Genomic DNA, 19,034 nt, shown 5'->3' on the forward strand with positions numbered 1-19,034 from the left:
GAAAAACAATATATCATGGATAAGCATTTAGAAGATTATTCACATAAAAGGTTTAATATCTTAACAGGAGAATGGGTGTTGGTTTCTCCACACAGATCTAAACGTCCTTGGCAAGGTCAAAACGAAGCAGTAAATAACGAAAAAAGACCTGAGTATGATGAGACTTGTTATTTATGTGCAGGAAACACAAGAATTAGTGGTGATGTAAATCCTAAATATACAGGAACCTACGTTTTTACTAATGATTTTGCTGCTTTGCAAAGTGATTCACCCTCTTTTAAAGTAAACGATGGTTTGTTACAAGCAGAAAGTGAAACGGGTATTTGTAAAGTAATTTGTTTTAGTCCAGACCACTCAAAGAGTTTGGCAGATATGGATGTTCCTGGAATTACAAAAGTGGTAAACACTTGGCAAAAAGAGTATAAAGAAATCGGAGCAAATGATGCGATTAAATATGTACAAATTTTTGAAAACAAAGGAGCGGTAATGGGGTGTAGCAATCCACATCCACACGGGCAAATTTGGTCTCAGTCTAGTTTGCCAAACGAAGTTTCTAAAAAAGATGCTACTCAAAAAGCATACTTTTCTGATAAAAAATCTAGCCTTTTAGGTGATTATTTAAAGCAAGAATTAAACGGAGATAGAGAGCGTATTATTTTTGAAAATGATGCTTTTGTGGTATTAATCCCTTTTTGGGCAGTTTGGCCATTTGAAGCGATGATTGCTCCAAAAAATCAACAAAATAGTATTTTGGATATGACAGAAGAGGAAGCTATTTTATATGCTGAAGCAATTTCTGTATTGACAAAAGTGTACGATAAATTATTCAATACTTCTTTCCCATATTCTAGTGGAATTCATCAAGCACCAACCGATGGAGGAGATAATGCTCATTGGCATTGGCATATGAGTTTTTATCCACCATTGTTAAGAAGTGCAACAGTAAAAAAATTCATGGTAGGTTATGAAATGTTTGGAACGCCACAGCGTGATATTACTGCCGAAGGTGCTGCACAAAGATTAAGAGATTTGTTGTAGTTTTTGCAAGTATATTTATAAAAAAAAACCAACTCATTGAGTTGGTTTTTTTGTTTTAATTAAAGTACATTTTGTTTTATTTCTTCAACCACTTCAGGATTTAATAAAGTAGAAATATCGCCTAAGTTTTCAGCATCGTTAGAAGCTATTTTTCTTAAGATTCTTCTCATAATTTTCCCAGAACGAGTTTTTGGCAATCCGCTAACAAATTGAATTTTATCTAATTTGGCAATCGCTCCAATGGTCTTGGTAATTACTTGATTGATTTCTTTTCGTAATACATCTTCGTCAGTCGCTATATCATTGTATTTTGTTACATATGCGTATAATGCATTTCCTTTAATATCATGAGGGAAACCAACAATAGCGCATTCAACAATAGCTTCGTGTTCGTTAATGGCATTTTCAATAGGAGCAGTTCCTAAGTTGTGTCCAGACACAATAATCACATCATCCATACGACCTGTAATTCTATAGTTTCCCATCGCATCACGATAAGCTCCATCTCCTGTGAAATATTTACCTGGGAACGCCGAGAAATAAGTTTCTTTATATCGTTGATGATTTCCGTAAATAGTTCTAGCCATAGAAGGCCAAGCTCCTTTAATAGCTAAACTTCCTTCTGCAGGAGATTCGGTAATTTCTTTTCCATTTTCATCTAACAATACAGGTTGTACTCCTGGTAAAGGTTGCGTTGCAAAAGTTGGTCTTAAAGGAGTAATTCCTGCTAAGGCAGAAATCATAATTCCACCAGTTTCTGTTTGCCACCAAGTATCTACAATTGGACAAGTTCCTTTTCCAATATTGTCATTGTACCAGTGCCAAGCTTCTTCGTTGATAGGTTCTCCAACAGACCCTAATACTTTAAGGCTATTTAAATTGTGTTTTTCAACAAAATGAATAGGTTGTTTTTCAAGAGCTCTAATAGCGGTAGGGGCCGTGTAGAAATGAGTTACTTTTAGTTTTTCTATAATTTCCCAAAAGCGACCATAGTCTGGGTATGAAGGTACTCCTTCAAACATTACAGTAGTTGCTCCAGAGGCTAACGGTCCATAAATAATATATGAATGCCCTGTAATCCATCCAATATCTGCAGTACACCAATATACATCATCTTTTTTGGCTTGAAATACGTTTTGGAAAGTATAGGTAGTTCCCACCATATATCCACCACAAGTGTGAACCATTCCTTTTGGCGTTCCTGTAGAACCAGAGGTGTATAAAATGAATAACATATCTTCTGAATCCATATCTACAGCAGGACAATAATCATCTTTTATTTTTTGTAACTCGTCAAACCAAAAAGTATCTCTACCTTCTTTCATTGTTGTTGGTTCAACAGTTCTACGATATACAATTACATCTTTTACACATGGGGTATTCTCTAAGGCTTCATCGCAAACAGCCTTTAGGTTAATAGGTTTTGTACCTCTGTAAACCTCATTTGCGGTAATTAATAATTTACAGTTAGAATCGTTGATTCTACTAGCTAAGGCAGATGCCGAAAACCCAGCAAATACAATAGAATGTACGGCTCCAATTCTTGCACAAGCCAACATAGCTATTGCCAATTCGGGAATCATAGGCATGTACAAACAAACTCTATCTCCTTTTTCAATTCCTTTGTTTTTTAAAACATTGGCAAAAGCAGATACTTTATGATATAATTGTTTGTAGGTTATGTGTCTAGATTCTTCTTTTGGGTTGTTAGGTTCCCATATAATTGCAGTTTTGTTACCGTTTTTTTCTAAATGTCTGTCTAAACAGTTTTCAGTAATATTTAGTTTCCCACCAACAAACCATTTTACTTCTGGTTTTGTAAAATCAGCTTCTAATACTTTGTCCCATTTTTTTCGCCATGTAAATTGTTTGGCAATGTCTGCCCAAAATACTTCTGGGTTTTGGATACTTTGTTTATAGTCTTCTTTGTATTGTCTGTAAGATTTTATCTTCATTCTAATAATTTATTTTTCGGTTCTCTAAATTAATGGTTTTTTTAATTTTATCGTCTTTTTTTATATAAACTACACAGTATTGTGTATTATCGTCATAATTTTATACATAATCAACTAATTTGTTGATAATAAAACTAAGTAAAAAACATTCGTTTTAGTGTTAAATTTTTATAAAAAAAGGGAGGAGAAATGTTTAGATTGAAAAATGAATGGAATGAGATTGAATTTAATCCTTGTTCGAAAACCTTTTCTTTGTTTCTTAGTGATTTAGCCTTTGTTAATTAATGCTTCTCACTATATTTGTTCTTAGAATTAAAATTCAACTAAAATGAACAAAAAAGTAATCTTAATGATTCTTGATGGATGGGGAATTACCCAAGATCCAAAAGTATCAGCAGTATACAATGCAAACACTTCTTATATTGATTCTTTGTATGACAAATATCCAAATGCATCTTTACGTACTGATGGAGAGTTTGTTGGTTTGCCAGATGGTCAAATGGGGAATTCTGAAGTGGGTCATATGAACTTAGGAGCTGGTAGAATTGTATATCAGAACTTAACTAGGATTAACATTGCGGTTAGAGAAAAAACTTTAGGGCAAGAAAAAGCATTGGTTGATACTTATAAATATGCCAAAGAAAATAACAAAAAAGTTCATTTATTAGGATTGGTTTCTAATGGGGGAATACACGCTCATATCGATCATATCAAGGGATTGTTAGATGTAGCTAAAGAGAATGAAGTTGATAATTTATTCTTACATGCATTTACGGATGGTAGAGATACAGATCCTAAATCTGGAGCTGCTTTCATTAGCGATGTTCAAGAATATATGGCTAAAACTACTGGAGAATTAGCTTCAATGACAGGTCGTTATTTTGCGATGGATAGAGACAATCGTTGGGAGCGTGTAGCAAAAGCTTACAATGCTGTGGTACATGCAGAGGGAACAAAATCTACGGATGCTATTGCCAGCTTAAAAGCAAATTATGAAGCTGGAGTTACTGATGAATTTTTAGAACCAGTAATTATGACGAATGCCGATGGAAGTCCAAAAGCTGTTATAGAAGAAGGAGATGTTGTTTTATTCTTTAACTATAGAACGGATAGAGGTAGAGAGTTAACAAACATGTTGTCTCAAAATGATTTCCCTGAACAAAACACTAAAAAGTTAAATTTATATTTTACAACCATTACTTTATATGATGAAACGTTTAAAGGAATCAATGTAATTTATAACAATGATAATATTAAAAATACGATTGGTGAAGTTTTGTCTAAAGCTGGGAAAAAACAAATTCGTATTGCAGAAACAGAAAAATATCCACATGTAACTTTCTTTTTCTCTGGAGGTCAAGAAGATCCTTTTGAAGGAGAATCGAGAATTTTACGTAATTCACCAAAAGTAGCCACTTATGATTTAAAGCCAGAAATGAGTGCTTATGAATTAAAAGATGCTTTGTGCGAAGATTTAAAGAAAGGAGAAGCTGATTTTGTATGTTTAAACTTTGCAAATGGTGATATGGTTGGGCATACCGGAATGATGGATGCCGCAATTAAGGCCTGTGAAGCAGTTGATGCATGTGCTAAGGCAGTGATTGAGACTGGATTAGAAAATGGATATTCTACTTTGGTGATTGCCGATCACGGTAATTGTGAGGTGATGATTAATCCTGATGGATCTCCAAACACAGCTCATACGACAAACCCTGTTCCTTTAATTTTAGTTGATCACGATATCAAAGAAATTAAAGATGGTGTTTTAGGAGATGTAGCTCCAACTATTTTAAAAATGATTGGTGTAGCGCAACCAGAAGAAATGACAAGATTTCCTTTGGTTTAAGGAACAAAAGATACATTTTAGTTAAAAAGCTCAACAGATTCTGTTGGGCTTTTTTGGTTTTAAAATTATCTTAATCAATTCTAAAATAGCACAATTTATCAGAAGCTAGCATATCTTATATTTCTTTTTATAATTTTAAAATTAACTGTTATTAGTAATAGATATCATATAATTTATGAAAGAAAAAAAGCCAGATAATGTTGTTTTTAATACTGAAAACCAAAAATATGATGCTGCATTAAAACCATATGCAACCAATATTGGAGCTCCTGTTATTAAAGCAAATGATAGTGCTGCTTGGAAAAATAAGAGTATTCGCAAAGTAAATCAAAAAATTCAGGCTAAATATATAGAAATCAAAGAGGAGTACGATAAAATGATGAAAGAGTATGAGTACAATCATATGATTTTTAATGCAAAATTTAATTTTGAGCCAATTGTTGGAGAAATATATCATTTATATGAAAGAGATAATGGAGAAACTTTCTTATCCATCATTGCTCCAAATCAATGTTCTTTTAGTGCTTTAGGAAGTTTTTATTTGAATTCGGATTTGGTTTGGCAAAAAAAAGAATAGGGGAATGAAAAGACCAAAAGCTTATACAAAAGATGTTATTAAATTGATGAGGTTAACTTTAGAAGTTAGGGAAAAAGAATAGTATATAAAGGGTGTGAGTCTAAACATCTAAAAAAGTGAAGTCCTGAGGTCATAAGATTTAAATGCAAAGAGCAAAAATCCATTACAGGAAACAAAATTAAGAAGCGTTTATGAAACCAATGTTAGAACAAGAATTTCATCAGTTTCCCACGCAATTTGATGAAATTATAAATAGAGTTACAGCTATAGATCCTGTTGCTTATGGAAAATCAAGAAATTACATTGATGGAGCCGTTTCTTACTTGTCTCCTTATATTTCTCGTGGTGTAATTTCTACGCACTATGTTTTCAAAGAAGTTTTAAAAAGAGGACATAAACCTTGGACTGTACAAAAGTTTATTCAAGAATTGGCATGGAGAGATTATTGGCAGCAAGTTTGGATTCATAAAAAAAAGCAAATCAATTCAGATTTAAAAAATGAACAAGTTAACGTTTCTAATAAGCAAATTCCTAAAGCTATTGTAAATGCTAAAACTGGTATTTTGGCTATAGATAAAGCAATAGAAAATTTTTATGAGACAGGATATATTCATAATCATGTAAGAATGTATTTGGCTTCAATAGCATGTAATATTGGCCAAAGTTATTGGAAAGTACCAGCACAATGGATGTATTACCATTTGTTAGATGCAGACTGGGCAAGTAACGCACTTAGTTGGCAATGGGTGGTAGGTGCCAATAGCAATAAAAAATATTACACAAATCAAGAAAATATAAATAAATACTGTCACACTTATCAAGAAAATACTTTTTTAGATGTTCCGTATAATGCTTTTCCATTACTTGAAATTCCAAAAATTTTAGCGGAAGTTGATGAGTTAAAATTAAAAACCTCCTTGCCATTGAAACAATCTATTGTTATAAATAATGGTTTGCCTTTTTTGATGTATAACTTTTACAACTTAGATCCACTTTGGAAAAATGATATAGAAGCTAATAGAATTTTACTTTTGGAGCCCTCGCACTTTGAAGCGTATCCTGTAAGTAAAAAAACAATAGATTTTGTTTTAAACCTTTCTAAAAATATTCAGAATATTCAAATATTTGTTGGTGAGTTTAGCGAATTTGTTGCTGAGTATGGTCCTAAAAAGATATACTATAAAGAGCATCCCTTAAATGAACATTACCATGGTGTTGAAGAACAAAGAGATTGGATGTTTAGTGTAAAAGGCTATTATCCTTCTTTTTTTAGTTTTTGGAAAAAATGTCAAAAAGAAATGCCATTTTGAGTAAAGAATCTATCAATATTGTTTGGTTAAAGCGTGATTTGCGTTTGCAAGATCATGCACCTTTGTATAAAGCAGAAGAAAGTAGGTTGTCTTATATCATTATTTTTTTATTTGAACCTTCATTCATTCAATATCCAGATACAAGTCTTAGGCATTTACAATTTGTGTATCATTCAATAAAATCTCTAAACAAGAGATTAAAACCTTTTAATAGAAAAGTGAACTGTTTTTATGGTGAAGCTTTGGATGTATTTCAATTCTTAATCACACATTATCAAATTCAAAATCTATTTAGTTACCAAGAAAGTGGTATTAAACAAACGTGGATACGAGATAAAGTAGTTCGAAAATTTTGTCAATCGAATCATATTGTTTGGCAAGAATTTCAAAAAGATGGAGTACTTCGAGGCATCAAAAATAGAGATAATTGGAATAGATTATGGCATCAAAAAATGCATCAACCTATTCTTCACAATAAATACACAAAGGGAATAATTACAATTCCAAATCATCATTTTAATTTGCCTTTAAAACTCGAAAATCAATTAAAAGAATATCCAAAACAATATCAACCTGCAGGAGAAGAAAATGCATGGAGGTATTTAAGTTCTTTTACAAATAATAGAGGTTTTAATTATCAAAAACACATTTCTAAACCAACAGAAAGTAGGATGTCTTGCAGTAGATTGTCTCCTTTTTTAGCATGGGGAAATATAAGTATTAAACAAGTTTTTCAGTATGTAGGTACACATCCTAATGGAACTAAGAATAGTAAAGCTTTTTCGGCAATGTTAACTAGGTTGCATTGGCATTGTCATTTTATACAAAAATTTGAAGTAGCGTGTAGTTATGAAACAATGTGTATTAATAAAGGATACGAATTGTTGTTGCATACTAAAAATAATGATTACATAAGAGCATGGCGAACAGGTACCACAGGCTATCCTATTGTTGATGCTTGTATGAGAGCAGTGGAGCACAGGATGGATTAATTTTAGAATGCGTGCCATGGTTGTGTCTTTTTTGGTGTTTAATTTAGATCAGGATTGGAGGGATGGAGTATATCATTTAGCCAAACAATTTTTAGATTATGAACCAGGAATCCATTATCCCCAGTTTCAAATGCAAGCAGGCACCACAGGTATTAATACAATTAGAATTTATAATCCTATTAAAAATTCGGAAGAACACGATCCTAAAGGAATTTTTATAAAAGAATGGGTACCAGAGTTAAAAAATGTTCCCGAAGCATACATTCACGAACCTTGGAAAATGACAGCCATGGAACAAGTCTTTTGTGGTGTACGTATTGGAGAAGATTATCCTTTACCTATTGTTGATTTAAAGGAAAGTTCTAATGCAGCTAGAGATAAAATTTGGGGGCACAGAAAACATTCCATTGTTGTACAAGAAAAAAAAAGATTGTTAAAGGTACATGTTAATAAACATTAAATTTTTTGTGTGATGAAAAAAGAACATCTTCCTCAAAAAACTTGTTTGGTTTGCAAACGTCCGTTTGTATGGCGAAAAAAATGGGAAAAAAACTGGAACGAAGTAAAGTATTGTAGTGAACGTTGCAAAAGAAATAAAACAAAAGTATGAAAACGGTAAACCTTATATTTCCAAACCAACTGTTTAAAGAATCTCCTTTTTTAGATACTAAGGAGATTGTTTATTTAGTAGAAGAATTTCTGTTTTTTAAGCAATATAAATTCCATAAACAAAAAATTGCATTTCACAGAGCTAGCATGAAAGCTTATGAAACTTTTTTGATATCTAAAGGATTAGAAGTAAAGTATATTGAGGCCGTAAATAAGCTTTCGGATATTAGAAAATTGATGCCTTTTTTAAAAGAGAAAGGGATTGAGCATATAAACTATATAGATCCTGTTGATGATTGGTTGTTTAAAAGAATTAAAGAAGGTGCTGCAGAACAACATATTTCTTTAACATGTTATGATACTTTACTGTTTTTAAATACAAATAAAGATCTTGGTTCTTTTTTTAAAAAGGATAAGAAAAAATATTTTCAAACCACATTCTATAAACAAGAAAGACAACAACGTAATCTTTTAATGGATGTAGAAGGGAATCCGGAAGGAGGAAAGTGGAGTTATGATGATGAGAATAGAAAAAAATATCCGGCAAAAAAAACACCACCACCCATACAATTTCCAGATGTAGATGAGTATTACAAAGAGGCTATTGAATATGTAGAAACTTATTTTTCTGAAAATTTGGGAAGATTGAGTTCACAATCATTATATCCAACTAGTTTTAAAGCAACGGAGCAATGGTTTACTCAGTTTTTAGAACAACGATTTTTAGAATTTGGTACCTATGAAGACGCTATTGTTGATCAAAGTTCCATTTTACACCACAGTGTGTTGTCTCCCATGCTTAATGTTGGGCTTATTACTCCTGATATAATTATTAAGCAAAGTTTGGAGTTTGCTAAAAATAATAATATTCCCATAAATTCTACAGAAGGTTTTGTTAGACAAATTATAGGATGGAGGGAGTTTGTTAGGGGAGTGTATCATGTTAGTGGACAAAAAGAAAGAACCACTAATTTTTGGGGTTTTAATAAAAAAATCCCTGCTTCTTTTTACAATGGTACCACAGGTATTTATCCTTTGGATGAAACCATAAAGAAAGTGTTAAACACAGGTTATTGTCATCATATAGAACGTTTAATGGTGTTAGGTAATTTTATGTTGCTTTGCGAATTTAATCCAGATGATGTTTACCAATGGTTTATGGAGTTGTTTATAGATGCTTATGATTGGGTAATGGTGCCAAATGTATATGGAATGAGTCAGTTTGCAGACGGAGGCTTAATGTGCACCAAACCTTATATTAGTGGAAGTAACTACCTCATGAAAATGAGTAATTACAAAAAGGGAGATTGGCAAAATGTGTGGGATGGTTTGTATTGGAGTTTTATAGATAAACACCGTGACTTTTTAAAACAAAATCCAAGATTAAGAATGATGGTTTCTATGTTTGATAAAATGGACAAGAGCAAACAAGAAGCACATTTAAAAAATGCTTCACTTTTTTTAGAATCAATAAGATAAGTGTTAGAAAACCTTTTAGATCTATTTCTAAAAGGTTTTCTAATAACAGTCAGTCAATATTTGTCCGTTGTTCTTATAAACCTCAAAAGGTTGTAAATGGTTTTTGATGCATGTTTTTTCTAGTTGAATAAAAACAGCATCTCTCATAGCAATTGAACCACAGAGCATAAAAATATCACCGTTTTTTAATTTTTTTACAATGATATTTTCATCTCTAACTAGTAAATCTTGTACATAATTATAAGGATGTACTTCTTTAGAAAAAGCAATATCAAAATGCTGTAAAATCCCTTTTTGTTGAGCTTCTAAAATTAAAGATTTATAAAGTGTTGCTGATATTTTTGTTCGTGTACCCCAATACAAGGTCATTTCAGCTTTTGTTTTTTCATATATCATTCCTAAAAAAGGAGCAATTCCTGTTCCATTGGCAATTAAAGTAACGCTATCTGCCTTTTTAGGAAGATGAAAATCTTTGTTTTTTTGAATAATAGCTTTTAAAGTATCGTTTGGTTTTAACTGATTTAAGTAGTTAGAACAAACGCCGTATGTATGTTTTTTGATACTTAATAATAAATCGCCATTTGCATTTTTTCCAGTAGAATATAAACGTTCCGTAGTTTCATCAGGCGGAATAATACTTAACAAATCACCCGCAGCAAATTTTTTCCTTTTGGTTTGGGATAAAGTCAAAGTGAAAGTTTCATCATATTGATCTTTGATATTGGTTTTATCAATAATTTTAAAACTTGTTTCTTTTTGTTTTTTGGTGCTAAGCTCTTTTGGAATTGAGATGTTTAGTTTTAAAGATTTAGCCCAAGTATCAACCCAGTTTTTAAATTGTATATAATTTTGATTGTGTATTAACAATGGCGTTTCAGTTGCAATGTTAATGTTTGGTTGTAACAAAGTTTGTCTATGAATTTCTTTAGCAAACTCACAAAATTTAGGATAAGAAAAAGATCCAAAACCGATGATATGACAATCAAAAGGATGAACGATTTTTGTTTGTTGCAGTTTTTTTAGAAATAAATTAGCATTGCTTGGGGGCTCTCCTTGTCCGTAAGTTGAAGTTAAAATAAGCAAGTGTTTTATTTTTGAGTAGGTTTGGTAATTGTTTAAATCATCTAAAAAAACTTTCTGATTCGCTTGAATTAAGGCTTGTTGTAAAACTTTTCCCAATTGTTTGGTACTTCCGTTTTCAGATCCTATTAAAATGATATATTCGGCTTGCTGAGCGGTAAATTTATTTTTGATTTTAGAACGTAATCTGTAATAAGATATCATTGCTCCAGAATACATAAAATATAAAATTCCTAAAGAGCTGATTAATAAAATAAAAGACCAAAGAATACTACCATTTCCAGTGTGTAAATTAAAACTTAAAACAGATAAAATCTGAACAAATGGATAATGAGTTTCTTGAACTATAAATCCTGTTTTTTGATTGATTTTTAGTTCTTTATCTTTTAAACTTAAGGTAAAATAATCTTCTTCATCAGTAGAAAATGGGAATTCTAACTTTGTAATATCTTTAAGGCTGGTTTTTTTAAATATAGCGAACTCAGAAAGAGGGATGGCTTTGTTGTTTTGAGTTTTGTTTGTTATTGTAGAAACTTTGGTGTTAGGAAGTAAAGATAATTTTTCCATGGACAAATAAGTTCCTGTAAAAGCAATGATGATAATAGGAATTAACAGCAGTCTACCTAAAGTTACATGATTGTATTGTATGGAACCATCTTTAATTATTTTGGAACAAAATTTTACAAAGCTTCCTTGTCTTTTAATAGCTAGTAATAAACCTGTAATGGCAATTAAAAAAAGTAAAAAGGAAGTAATCCCAACAAAAATTCTCCCAGTAGTTTTTAGAAATAAAGATCTGTGAAAATTGGTAATAGACTCAAAAAAAGTATTGGGTTTTGGAATATCTGCTAATTTGTTTCCATCAAAAGGATTGATATAAAATTGCCCGCTTTCTTCTAAACCAAAAACAGTTGCTTTTACAAAATAATTGTTATCTACTTCCAAGTCTAAAACTTCATCGTATTTATTAGAGAGAGTATCTATTAATTCAGATAATACAACCTCATTAGCCTGATGAATGTAAAAAGGTTGAAGTTTTTCCTGTATGGGTTTAAAAGCTAAAATAGCACCCGTAATAGCGGCTAAAAGTAAAAATAAAGAAGAAGATACAGTTAAATAAAAATGACTGTATCTCCATATTTTGTAAAGCATATACTTAATTAGTTTGGTAAAATTCTAACATATCTTATGTATCCTGTTCCTTCATATTTTTTCTGTATCTCAGAGTCTAGCGAAATTTCTAAATCTTTAATATGATATTCTTGTTGCTCTACAGCAGTTTCAAAACGAATTTTGTTTCCTTTATTGATGTCATTTTGGTTTACTTCTATAACAAAAACAGCACGTTCTCCACCAGCAATTGTTGCTCCTGTAATAGCATCAATATTTGTTGTTTTTTCTTTAGGTTCAAAGAAAGACCACCAAGAAGTGATGTCTGCATACCATTTTGTATCCTCACCTAAAACTTGTAAAGTTTTTATATACTTGTTGTTTTTATCAACTAAAGAAACAATTACATAAGCTCCTTCTCCTTGATAGTTTTTTAACTGAACCATACACTTGTATTTTTGTGTGGCTTCAGTAGTTTTTAAAGTAGTAAATGCCATTAAAAATAAGCATGCTACAAAAAAGATATATTTAAATGCTTTCATATCAAATCAGGTTTATTTTAAAAAAGTAATGTCAGTATTTTTTAACAATTCGTTTTCTGCAGCTAAATCATAGGTACTTTCTTCAAAATCTGTTAAAATACTTTTATCAGCTCCCTTGCTTAATAATAATTTTAAAATTTTATCATTAGTTGCTTTCATTGCTGATAAATGTAACGGAGTTAATCCATCGCTATTTTTTTGGTTGATGTTAGCTCCCAATTCAATAGCTGTTAAAATTAAGTCTACTTGTCCTTTTTCTATGGCAATGTGCAACGGAGTGGTGTTTGATGCAGCTTTTGTAAATGAGATGTTGTTTTGTTTTAAAACGTTTATAAAATCGTTAAAATGTGCTTTAGATCGGTTGTTATAAGCATTAAATAAATAATAATATAAATTGTTTCCATCTTTATCCACTACATCTAACTGTACATTGTTTGCTAATAAAACATCTAACAACTCTTTGTTAATACGTTGCGTTGCATAAATAACAGCAGATATCCCTTCGTTATTTTTTTGATTGATGTTTTTAACTTGTGGTAATAACTTGTTTACCGCTAAGATATTTCCTCCTCTACAAGCATTTAAAAAAGGAGTGTTTCCTTGCGTATCTTTCTGATGGATATTTGCCCCTTTGTTAATGAAATAGTCAATAATATTAACATCCTTGGTGTTGCTACAAACAAAATGTAAAGCATTTTGATTTTCTTGATTGCTTAGATTCATGTTTAAACCTAGGCTGTCAAAATATTTAAATACTTCTATAGAATTGCTAGAACCTCTTCCTCCGTGGCTAGCATAAAGAACAAGATTTTCTCCTTTGTTGTTTAAGAGTTTGTAGTCAAATCCTTTGTTAATAAAGTTTTTAATTAGACTTAAATTACCACGTTGTGCAGCATAAAATAAAACATTATTTCCATTGTTATCTTTTGCATGTGCATCTACTCCTTTTTGTTGAAAATACTTAATAATTTTTTCATCTTTAGAGTGGGCCGCTAATAACATAATTGCATTGGCTCCTGTTCTGGTGGTGCTTTTTAAATCTATACCATTTGCTGCCATTAAATCATAAATTTTAGTGTTTTCATGACCTGCATTTAAAGTAAAAGTAAACCAAGTAAAACCATGGCTACCAGCAATGTTAATATCCGCTCCTTTGCTTAATAATAACTCCATGGTAGGAATGTCGCCTGAATATCCAGCCCACATTAAATAACTTCTACCATCGTGCGTAGGTTTGTTGATATCATTTCCAGGTAAAGACAATAAATATTCAATAGTTTTTACGGGTGCTTTAGCCATGATTGCATAACACACGGCATCAAAAGCAGCTCCGTTTGGAGTAACGGCATCGTTCCCTTCTTTTATTTTTTGTTTTACAGCTTCAACGGTTGGTTGTGTCTGCCAAAAAGATCGGTTATGTAGCTCGTTTTTGCTTTGAGGGCCTCCTCTTTGTGCAAAAGTAAATTGAGATAGAGCCAATAATAGGCTCAACAATTTTATTTTCATGATACTTGTTTTTATTAGGAAAGTCCCTTTCTAACAAAGGTTAAAAAGGGACTTAAGATTGTTTGTTTTTTTAATTACCAAGCACCTATAAAGTGACTTCCTTCTACATTTATTAATTGAGCACCTTTGGTAACAGTTTCAGTTTCGGTATCTACAACATAAATATTTCCATTTTTTCCAACAGGAGCTTCAGTTAAGTAAATTTCATTTCCATTAACGGCAAATCCTTGATATTGGAATAAGTAAAAATCGGCTTCGTAAGGAATGTCTTCAATTTTCGTAGCTGTTTTAGCTTCTAAATCAACTAAAGCAAAAAATCCTTGTTGCCCAGAAACACCTTCTTCGGAACCATTATGACGGTAAGCTAATACTGCTTTTCCGTTAGCAGCAGGTCTCCATGCTAATACATAGGCCCCTTCAATACCAAGTGCTTCATCTAAGCTAAATACATAAGAGTCGTCATATTGATTATTTGCTCCAATTTTTAAGATATGAGAACCATTTGGGTCTCCTTGGTTTGCTTGATACACAGCTCCGTTGTATTCAAAAGCATTGATACTACGGTATCCATTTGTGTTTCCGTATCCTACACCGGAAGTGATTACTTCTGGGTTAAATAAAGTAGGGTAGTCTAAAACAATAGTTTTAGAGGCTAAAATATCTCCTTCTCTATCACTTTCAACAGTTGTAGGGTCTACTTTGCTTAAACGACCACCAATGTATAATTTATCACCTGCTGCATTTAAAGTAGGCATGTCAACTCTTGAGAAGTAGTAGCCATTAGCTTCTTCTTCGGCAGATAACGGAACACTTAATTCTTTAAAGTTTAAAATCCTAGAATTTACTAAGTCTAAAAGTACAATTCCTACTTTAGCTTCGGTTCTAATGTAAGTATCATCAGTTTCGTCTTCTGGAGTTCCGTTGTCGTCCATTTGATGTTCTGTAGAAACATATACAGCACATCCTGTTTGGTCCCCATCAAACAATTTAATCCATCTTGGAGCAGAACCAACATAAGGAGCAATACTAATTTCAGAACCTGTTTGTACGAAGTTTTGACCACCGTTTACAGTATATTTAGTGTAGTTTCCTCCTGTATCACCTGCGTAGCTGATGTTAAAAATAGTGCTACCATCTTCGGAAGCTTGTAATCTTGCAGTTCTGTTAGAAGGAACCACAAAACCATTATCAAAAGGTTCAATAGTAACTGTTGGGTCTTTTGCATCTTCTGTACTAACCGAGTATATTAAAGTTCCTCCGTTACCATCTCCAGGGTTGCTACCCATTCTTGCACCAGCAATAGTAATCCATCTACTGTCATCATTTTTTTCTTCTCCAATTGTATCTGTTGATTCATCAGTACAACTTAAGGTTAACATTAATGAACTTAATGCTAATGTTTTTAAGGTTAAAAACTGTTTTTTCATATTAATAATTGTATTTATAATTTGTTGATAAAATAATTTAGTTTTATGTAAAAGGCTCTTCCTGGTTTTTGTACCGATCGATTGTCATAAGCAGCTTGATTAAAAATATTTTTAGCATCAAAACTTAAGACAAAACGATTCTTAGGAAATGCATAACTACATCCAAAATTTTGAATGAATTGTGTAGGTACTAAAAATGCATCAAGTCCTGTTACATTTGTACCTTGAGCAGTTTTATATGAAAATTCATGGGTATAGTAGGCATCGTAGAAAAGGTTTAAACGAGCATTTTTTTGAATGAAATCTTTTAAAGAATAACGAAAGGCTCCATTCATAGTGAAGAGAGGAGTGTTAGGTACATCAACTATTTGTCCTCTTCTATTTCTAGTTTTTAAACTTAATTTTGAAAAGTTAAAACTAAAACCAAAATTATTATTGTAAGAATAATTAAATTGAGCTTCAATACCCTTAGAGGTGGTTTTTTCATTAAAATTAGCGTATTGAACCAATTCATCATTTTCCCATGAATCGTCTGCATTTGCGGGTAGTCCAATTAAATCTTGAATATTTCTGGAAAAAAGATTTGTTGAAAGAGTTACTCCATGTTTTTTAATATTGAATTTTCCTAAGCAGATTCCTAAATTATAGTTCATACTAATTTCAGGTTTTACACCTAAATTTGCTATTAGATTGTCACCAGCATCTCCGAACACTTCATTTTCATTAGGTAAACGAATCGCTTTTTCAGCAGAACTTAATACAATAATGTTTTCTAGTATGGCAAAAGAGCCTGCAAAACCATAACCGTTATAATCTTTATCGCTCTGATATACATCTTTAATAACTTCTGTTTTATCATCGTTATATTTTGGTTGAGTGTTTTTTATTTTTTGTCGATAGTGTTTTCCAAATACATTCAATTTTAGTCTTTTCTTAAAAGCATTTAATTCATAACTTAAAGAATAAATGTTTTTGTATAAGTCGCTTGTTTGTTTAAAGGTGTTTTCTAAGTAAGAGACCATTTCGTCGGTGTCTTCTCTATCTAAACCGCTATACACATGATTGAATAAGATTTTATGATGTTTATTGGCTTTATAAGATATTCCAGTTCTCATAGAAGCTACATTTCTACGAATATTCATCAAAGTAGGACCTCCTTCTTGTTGTGATCCCCATGGATATTTATGGTCAATGACTTGTCCTGGGTTTTCAAAATCTTTACGTTGCATTTTTACTCCTTTCCAAGTGTATGCTTGATCTACTGTATCGTTTACAATTCTTTTTCTTTTCCCATATAAACCATTAAAATTTACACTAAGTCCTTTTGTTAATAAATCTTTTTTTATGTAGCTCATGTTTGTTAACAAGGCATTAGATTCTAAAAATCTTCCTTTGTAAGGACTAATAGTCATAAAAGCTCCATGTTGTACTTGTTTGTAATCATCAGAACCAGTCATTCCAATAAAAAATTGATCAGCCCATTTTACATCTGTGAATCCAATTTGAGCCATTCCTCCAGTAGATCTATATGCATCGTGAAATCTTTTAGCAGTGATTGGAGTCTGACTACCATCTACTTCTATATGTTTAACCATACCTCCCCAAACTTTATAATCGTTGTCTGAGTAATTATGAAAACCAGATGTTTTTATTGTAAAACCTGATTTGTCAAATCGATACAAACCATTTACACTTGCTTGAAAAGTATTAAAAGACCCATAAGATACTGAAGCGTTAAAATTACTTTTGGTTCCTTTGTGTAAAACCACGTTGATTGCTCCTCCCAAAGCATCATCAGCTAAATGTCCAGGGATTACTCCTTTGTATACTTCTATTCTTTTAATCATAGATGGAGGAATGCTGTTTAAACTAAATGAAGAACCATAAACAGAAATAGGAATACCATCAATAAAAATACGAACTGAGCTACCAGACAATCCATTCAGCATATATTGTACGTTTGAACCTAATCCACCATTTTGACGTAGCTTTACACCAACGGTAGTATTTAATAGCTCATTTGTTTGAATGTTTCTAAGACTAGCTTCTTTGGTTTCTATGACATTAACAGCAAAACCTTTTTCTTCAATTTTAGTTTTTTGTGTTTTTCCTAAAAGACGAACTTGTTGTAGTGATTCTGTATTTTCTTCTAGAGAAAAATTTAAATGAATGTCTTTTTTTCGGTTGTTAAAAACAATTTCTCTATGTTCTGTTTTAAAGCCCATATAAGATGCTTTTATCAAGTGTTTTCCGTTTGGGAGGTTGTTGATACTATAATTTCCATTTTCATCCACAATAGAAGCTTGTGAATTATTATCAATAGATATGGTTGCACCAAATAGAGGTTGCCCTTTTCGATCAATCACTTTTCCAGAGATGATGTTTTGCAAATTTTGTGAGTAAGATGCTGTAATCACTGTAAAAAAGATGAAAAACAATTTAAATTCCATTTCTATTTAGATTTGATAAAAATAATTTACTTTTGCAAAAGTATGTTATGTAGAAAGAATCTAATTAACGTAAAAGGAATTTATAATAACGCAAAAGGAATAAATGGAAATTCGTTTTAAGAGTTCAGAATGTGATGCAGGTGAGCTTGTGAAAAACTTTAAGCAGAATTTTGAAAACAAGATTTTAGAGGAGATAGAATATTCTAAGTTTAATGATGGCGTTGTTGGAACCGTAAAAGAAATTCATTTAGACCAAGCATACGTTGTCTATCAAGATTATCATAATATAAATATTCAAGATGATGATACCTTAGAGGTTACACACGATCATAATGTTTTTTTATTACAATTTGTGATAGATGGTGAATTAGCTTGTTGTTTAGATGGAGAGGCAAATTCATCTTTTACATTGCGTAAGAACACTTATAATCTGTTTTATATTCCGGCATCTAATAACTTATATAAATACTCATCTAAAAAGAAACAGGTTTTAAATATCTACTTTTTAGAGTCTTATTTGCAGAGTAAAATGGGCTATTGTTTTACACAAACTCTGGTTGAATTTCAAAAAGCTAAAAAAAGAAAACGTCCATTTGCGTTTTTTGATGAAGGATTGCTTTTAAGCATACATCTTAAAAATATCATACAAGACTTTTTAGAATGTTCTTTTGAAGGAACAACAAAACAATCGTTTTTAGAGGCCAAGCTTACAGAGTTGGTACTTGTGTCTTTAATGAATAATGAGTCAGAAAAAGAAGTTAGTGAAATTTCTGGTGTAGAAAAAGAAAACTTGAGAAGGGTAGAAGACTATATTCAAACTCATTTAAAAGAGGAATTAAATATTTCTGAATTGTCATTAATTGCAGGTTTGAATACCTCTAAATTAAAAAAGAGTTTTAAAAAAGTTTACGGAACCACTATTTTTAAATACATCACTTTTCTTAGAATAGAAAAAGCAAAGGAGTTAATTTTAAAAGAAAAATATACCATTTCAGAAGCATCTTATGAAGTGGGGTATAAAAATCCACAACATTTTACTGTTGCATTTAAAAAAAAATTAGGGTATTTACCAAGTCAGTTAAAAAAGTAACTTAATACCTTAAGAAAGGTTAT

Annotated in this window: 13 protein-coding genes and 1 pseudogene; 8 read left to right on the top strand and 6 right to left on the bottom strand. The window is 31.5% G+C overall.

What is annotated here, in order from left to right; genetic code table 11:
- Positions 1 to 15 precede the first annotated feature (15 nt).
- On the top strand, positions 16 to 1,038 hold the full coding sequence (locus QVZ41_RS04845) for a UDP-glucose--hexose-1-phosphate uridylyltransferase (RefSeq protein WP_302883415.1): 1,023 nt from the start codon (positions 16 to 18) through the stop codon (positions 1,036 to 1,038).
- Positions 1,039 to 1,097: 59 nt separating this feature from the next.
- Here QVZ41_RS04845 and acs read toward each other — a convergent pair whose 3' ends face one another.
- Positions 1,098 to 2,993 carry an acetate--CoA ligase gene (gene acs / locus QVZ41_RS04850; protein ID WP_302883416.1) on the bottom strand — a complete coding sequence of 632 codons (1,896 nt, stop codon included), beginning with the start codon at positions 2,991 to 2,993 and terminating at the stop codon, positions 1,098 to 1,100.
- 328 nt (positions 2,994 to 3,321) lie between these two features.
- Here acs and gpmI point away from each other — a divergent pair, with 328 nt between their 5' ends.
- The 6 genes and pseudogenes from gpmI (at position 3,322) to QVZ41_RS04880 (ending at position 9,806) form a co-directional block, all read left to right on the top strand.
- Positions 3,322 to 4,839, top strand: a complete 1,518-nt coding sequence (gpmI, locus tag QVZ41_RS04855; RefSeq protein WP_302883417.1) for a 2,3-bisphosphoglycerate-independent phosphoglycerate mutase — start codon at positions 3,322 to 3,324, stop codon at positions 4,837 to 4,839.
- Between the two features lie 175 nt (positions 4,840 to 5,014).
- Positions 5,015 to 5,416: a DUF2452 domain-containing protein gene (locus tag QVZ41_RS04860; protein WP_302883418.1), complete on the top strand. Its 402-nt coding sequence runs from the start codon at positions 5,015 to 5,017 to the stop codon at positions 5,414 to 5,416.
- A gap of 191 nt (positions 5,417 to 5,607) precedes the next feature.
- Positions 5,608 to 6,726 carry an FAD-binding domain-containing protein gene (locus QVZ41_RS04865; protein ID WP_302883420.1) on the top strand — a complete coding sequence of 373 codons (1,119 nt, stop codon included), beginning with the start codon at positions 5,608 to 5,610 and terminating at the stop codon, positions 6,724 to 6,726.
- A pseudogene (locus tag QVZ41_RS04870) lies at positions 6,702 to 8,178 on the top strand (cryptochrome/deoxyribodipyrimidine photo-lyase family protein). The gene QVZ41_RS04865 and the pseudogene QVZ41_RS04870 overlap by 25 nt, the downstream one beginning before the upstream one ends.
- Positions 8,179 to 8,190: 12 nt before the next feature.
- Positions 8,191 to 8,328 carry a DUF2256 domain-containing protein gene (locus QVZ41_RS04875; protein ID WP_302883422.1) on the top strand — a complete coding sequence of 46 codons (138 nt, stop codon included), beginning with the start codon at positions 8,191 to 8,193 and terminating at the stop codon, positions 8,326 to 8,328.
- Positions 8,325 to 9,806, top strand: a complete 1,482-nt coding sequence (locus QVZ41_RS04880; RefSeq protein ID WP_302883423.1) for a cryptochrome/photolyase family protein — start codon at positions 8,325 to 8,327, stop codon at positions 9,804 to 9,806. Before QVZ41_RS04875 ends, QVZ41_RS04880 begins: the two co-directional genes overlap by 4 nt.
- Positions 9,807 to 9,845: 39 nt before the next feature.
- Here QVZ41_RS04880 and QVZ41_RS04885 read toward each other — a convergent pair whose 3' ends face one another.
- The 5 genes from QVZ41_RS04885 to QVZ41_RS04905 all read right to left on the bottom strand — a co-directional run bounded on the left by QVZ41_RS04885 (position 9,846) and on the right by QVZ41_RS04905 (position 17,921).
- The gene (locus tag QVZ41_RS04885; RefSeq protein ID WP_302883424.1) at positions 9,846 to 12,038 is read right to left on the bottom strand and encodes a PepSY domain-containing protein; all 2,193 of its coding nucleotides are present in this window, start codon (positions 12,036 to 12,038) and stop codon (positions 9,846 to 9,848) included.
- 8 nt (positions 12,039 to 12,046) lie between these two features.
- Positions 12,047 to 12,538: a DUF2271 domain-containing protein gene (locus tag QVZ41_RS04890; protein ID WP_302883425.1), complete on the bottom strand. Its 492-nt coding sequence runs from the start codon at positions 12,536 to 12,538 to the stop codon at positions 12,047 to 12,049.
- Positions 12,539 to 12,550: 12 nt separating this feature from the next.
- Positions 12,551 to 14,044 carry an ankyrin repeat domain-containing protein gene (locus tag QVZ41_RS04895; RefSeq protein WP_302883426.1) on the bottom strand — a complete coding sequence of 498 codons (1,494 nt, stop codon included), beginning with the start codon at positions 14,042 to 14,044 and terminating at the stop codon, positions 12,551 to 12,553.
- A gap of 74 nt (positions 14,045 to 14,118) precedes the next feature.
- Positions 14,119 to 15,471, bottom strand: a complete 1,353-nt coding sequence (locus tag QVZ41_RS04900; protein WP_302883427.1) for a hypothetical protein — start codon at positions 15,469 to 15,471, stop codon at positions 14,119 to 14,121.
- A gap of 14 nt (positions 15,472 to 15,485) precedes the next feature.
- Positions 15,486 to 17,921 carry a TonB-dependent receptor gene (locus QVZ41_RS04905; protein WP_302883428.1) on the bottom strand — a complete coding sequence of 812 codons (2,436 nt, stop codon included), beginning with the start codon at positions 17,919 to 17,921 and terminating at the stop codon, positions 15,486 to 15,488.
- Positions 17,922 to 18,024: 103 nt separating this feature from the next.
- Between QVZ41_RS04905 and QVZ41_RS04910 the strand changes: the two genes are divergently transcribed.
- Positions 18,025 to 19,011, top strand: coding sequence for a helix-turn-helix domain-containing protein (locus QVZ41_RS04910; RefSeq protein WP_302883429.1), 987 nt, complete (start codon positions 18,025 to 18,027; stop codon positions 19,009 to 19,011).
- Positions 19,012 to 19,034: the final 23 nt, after the last annotated feature.

The sequence above is a fragment of the Wenyingzhuangia gilva genome (assembly GCF_030519655.1).
In the GTDB taxonomy this organism is placed as follows: Bacteria; Bacteroidota; Bacteroidia; order Flavobacteriales; family Flavobacteriaceae; genus Wenyingzhuangia; species Wenyingzhuangia gilva.

Bases quoted from the DNA above. Each gene is read 5' to 3' on its own strand.
- QVZ41_RS04845 (WP_302883415.1), top strand. From the start codon at position 16: ATGGATAAGCATTTAGAAGATTATTCACATAAAAGGTTTAATATCTTA.
- acs (WP_302883416.1), bottom strand. From the start codon at position 2,993: ATGAAGATAAAATCTTACAGACAATACAAAGAAGACTATAAACAAAGT.
- gpmI (WP_302883417.1), top strand. From the start codon at position 3,322: ATGAACAAAAAAGTAATCTTAATGATTCTTGATGGATGGGGAATTACC.
- QVZ41_RS04860 (WP_302883418.1), top strand. From the start codon at position 5,015: ATGAAAGAAAAAAAGCCAGATAATGTTGTTTTTAATACTGAAAACCAA.
- QVZ41_RS04865 (WP_302883420.1), top strand. From the start codon at position 5,608: ATGAAACCAATGTTAGAACAAGAATTTCATCAGTTTCCCACGCAATTT.
- QVZ41_RS04875 (WP_302883422.1), top strand. From the start codon at position 8,191: ATGAAAAAAGAACATCTTCCTCAAAAAACTTGTTTGGTTTGCAAACGT.
- QVZ41_RS04880 (WP_302883423.1), top strand. From the start codon at position 8,325: ATGAAAACGGTAAACCTTATATTTCCAAACCAACTGTTTAAAGAATCT.
- QVZ41_RS04885 (WP_302883424.1), bottom strand. From the start codon at position 12,038: ATGCTTTACAAAATATGGAGATACAGTCATTTTTATTTAACTGTATCT.
- QVZ41_RS04890 (WP_302883425.1), bottom strand. From the start codon at position 12,538: ATGAAAGCATTTAAATATATCTTTTTTGTAGCATGCTTATTTTTAATG.
- QVZ41_RS04895 (WP_302883426.1), bottom strand. From the start codon at position 14,044: ATGAAAATAAAATTGTTGAGCCTATTATTGGCTCTATCTCAATTTACT.
- QVZ41_RS04900 (WP_302883427.1), bottom strand. From the start codon at position 15,471: ATGAAAAAACAGTTTTTAACCTTAAAAACATTAGCATTAAGTTCATTA.
- QVZ41_RS04905 (WP_302883428.1), bottom strand. From the start codon at position 17,921: ATGGAATTTAAATTGTTTTTCATCTTTTTTACAGTGATTACAGCATCT.
- QVZ41_RS04910 (WP_302883429.1), top strand. From the start codon at position 18,025: ATGGAAATTCGTTTTAAGAGTTCAGAATGTGATGCAGGTGAGCTTGTG.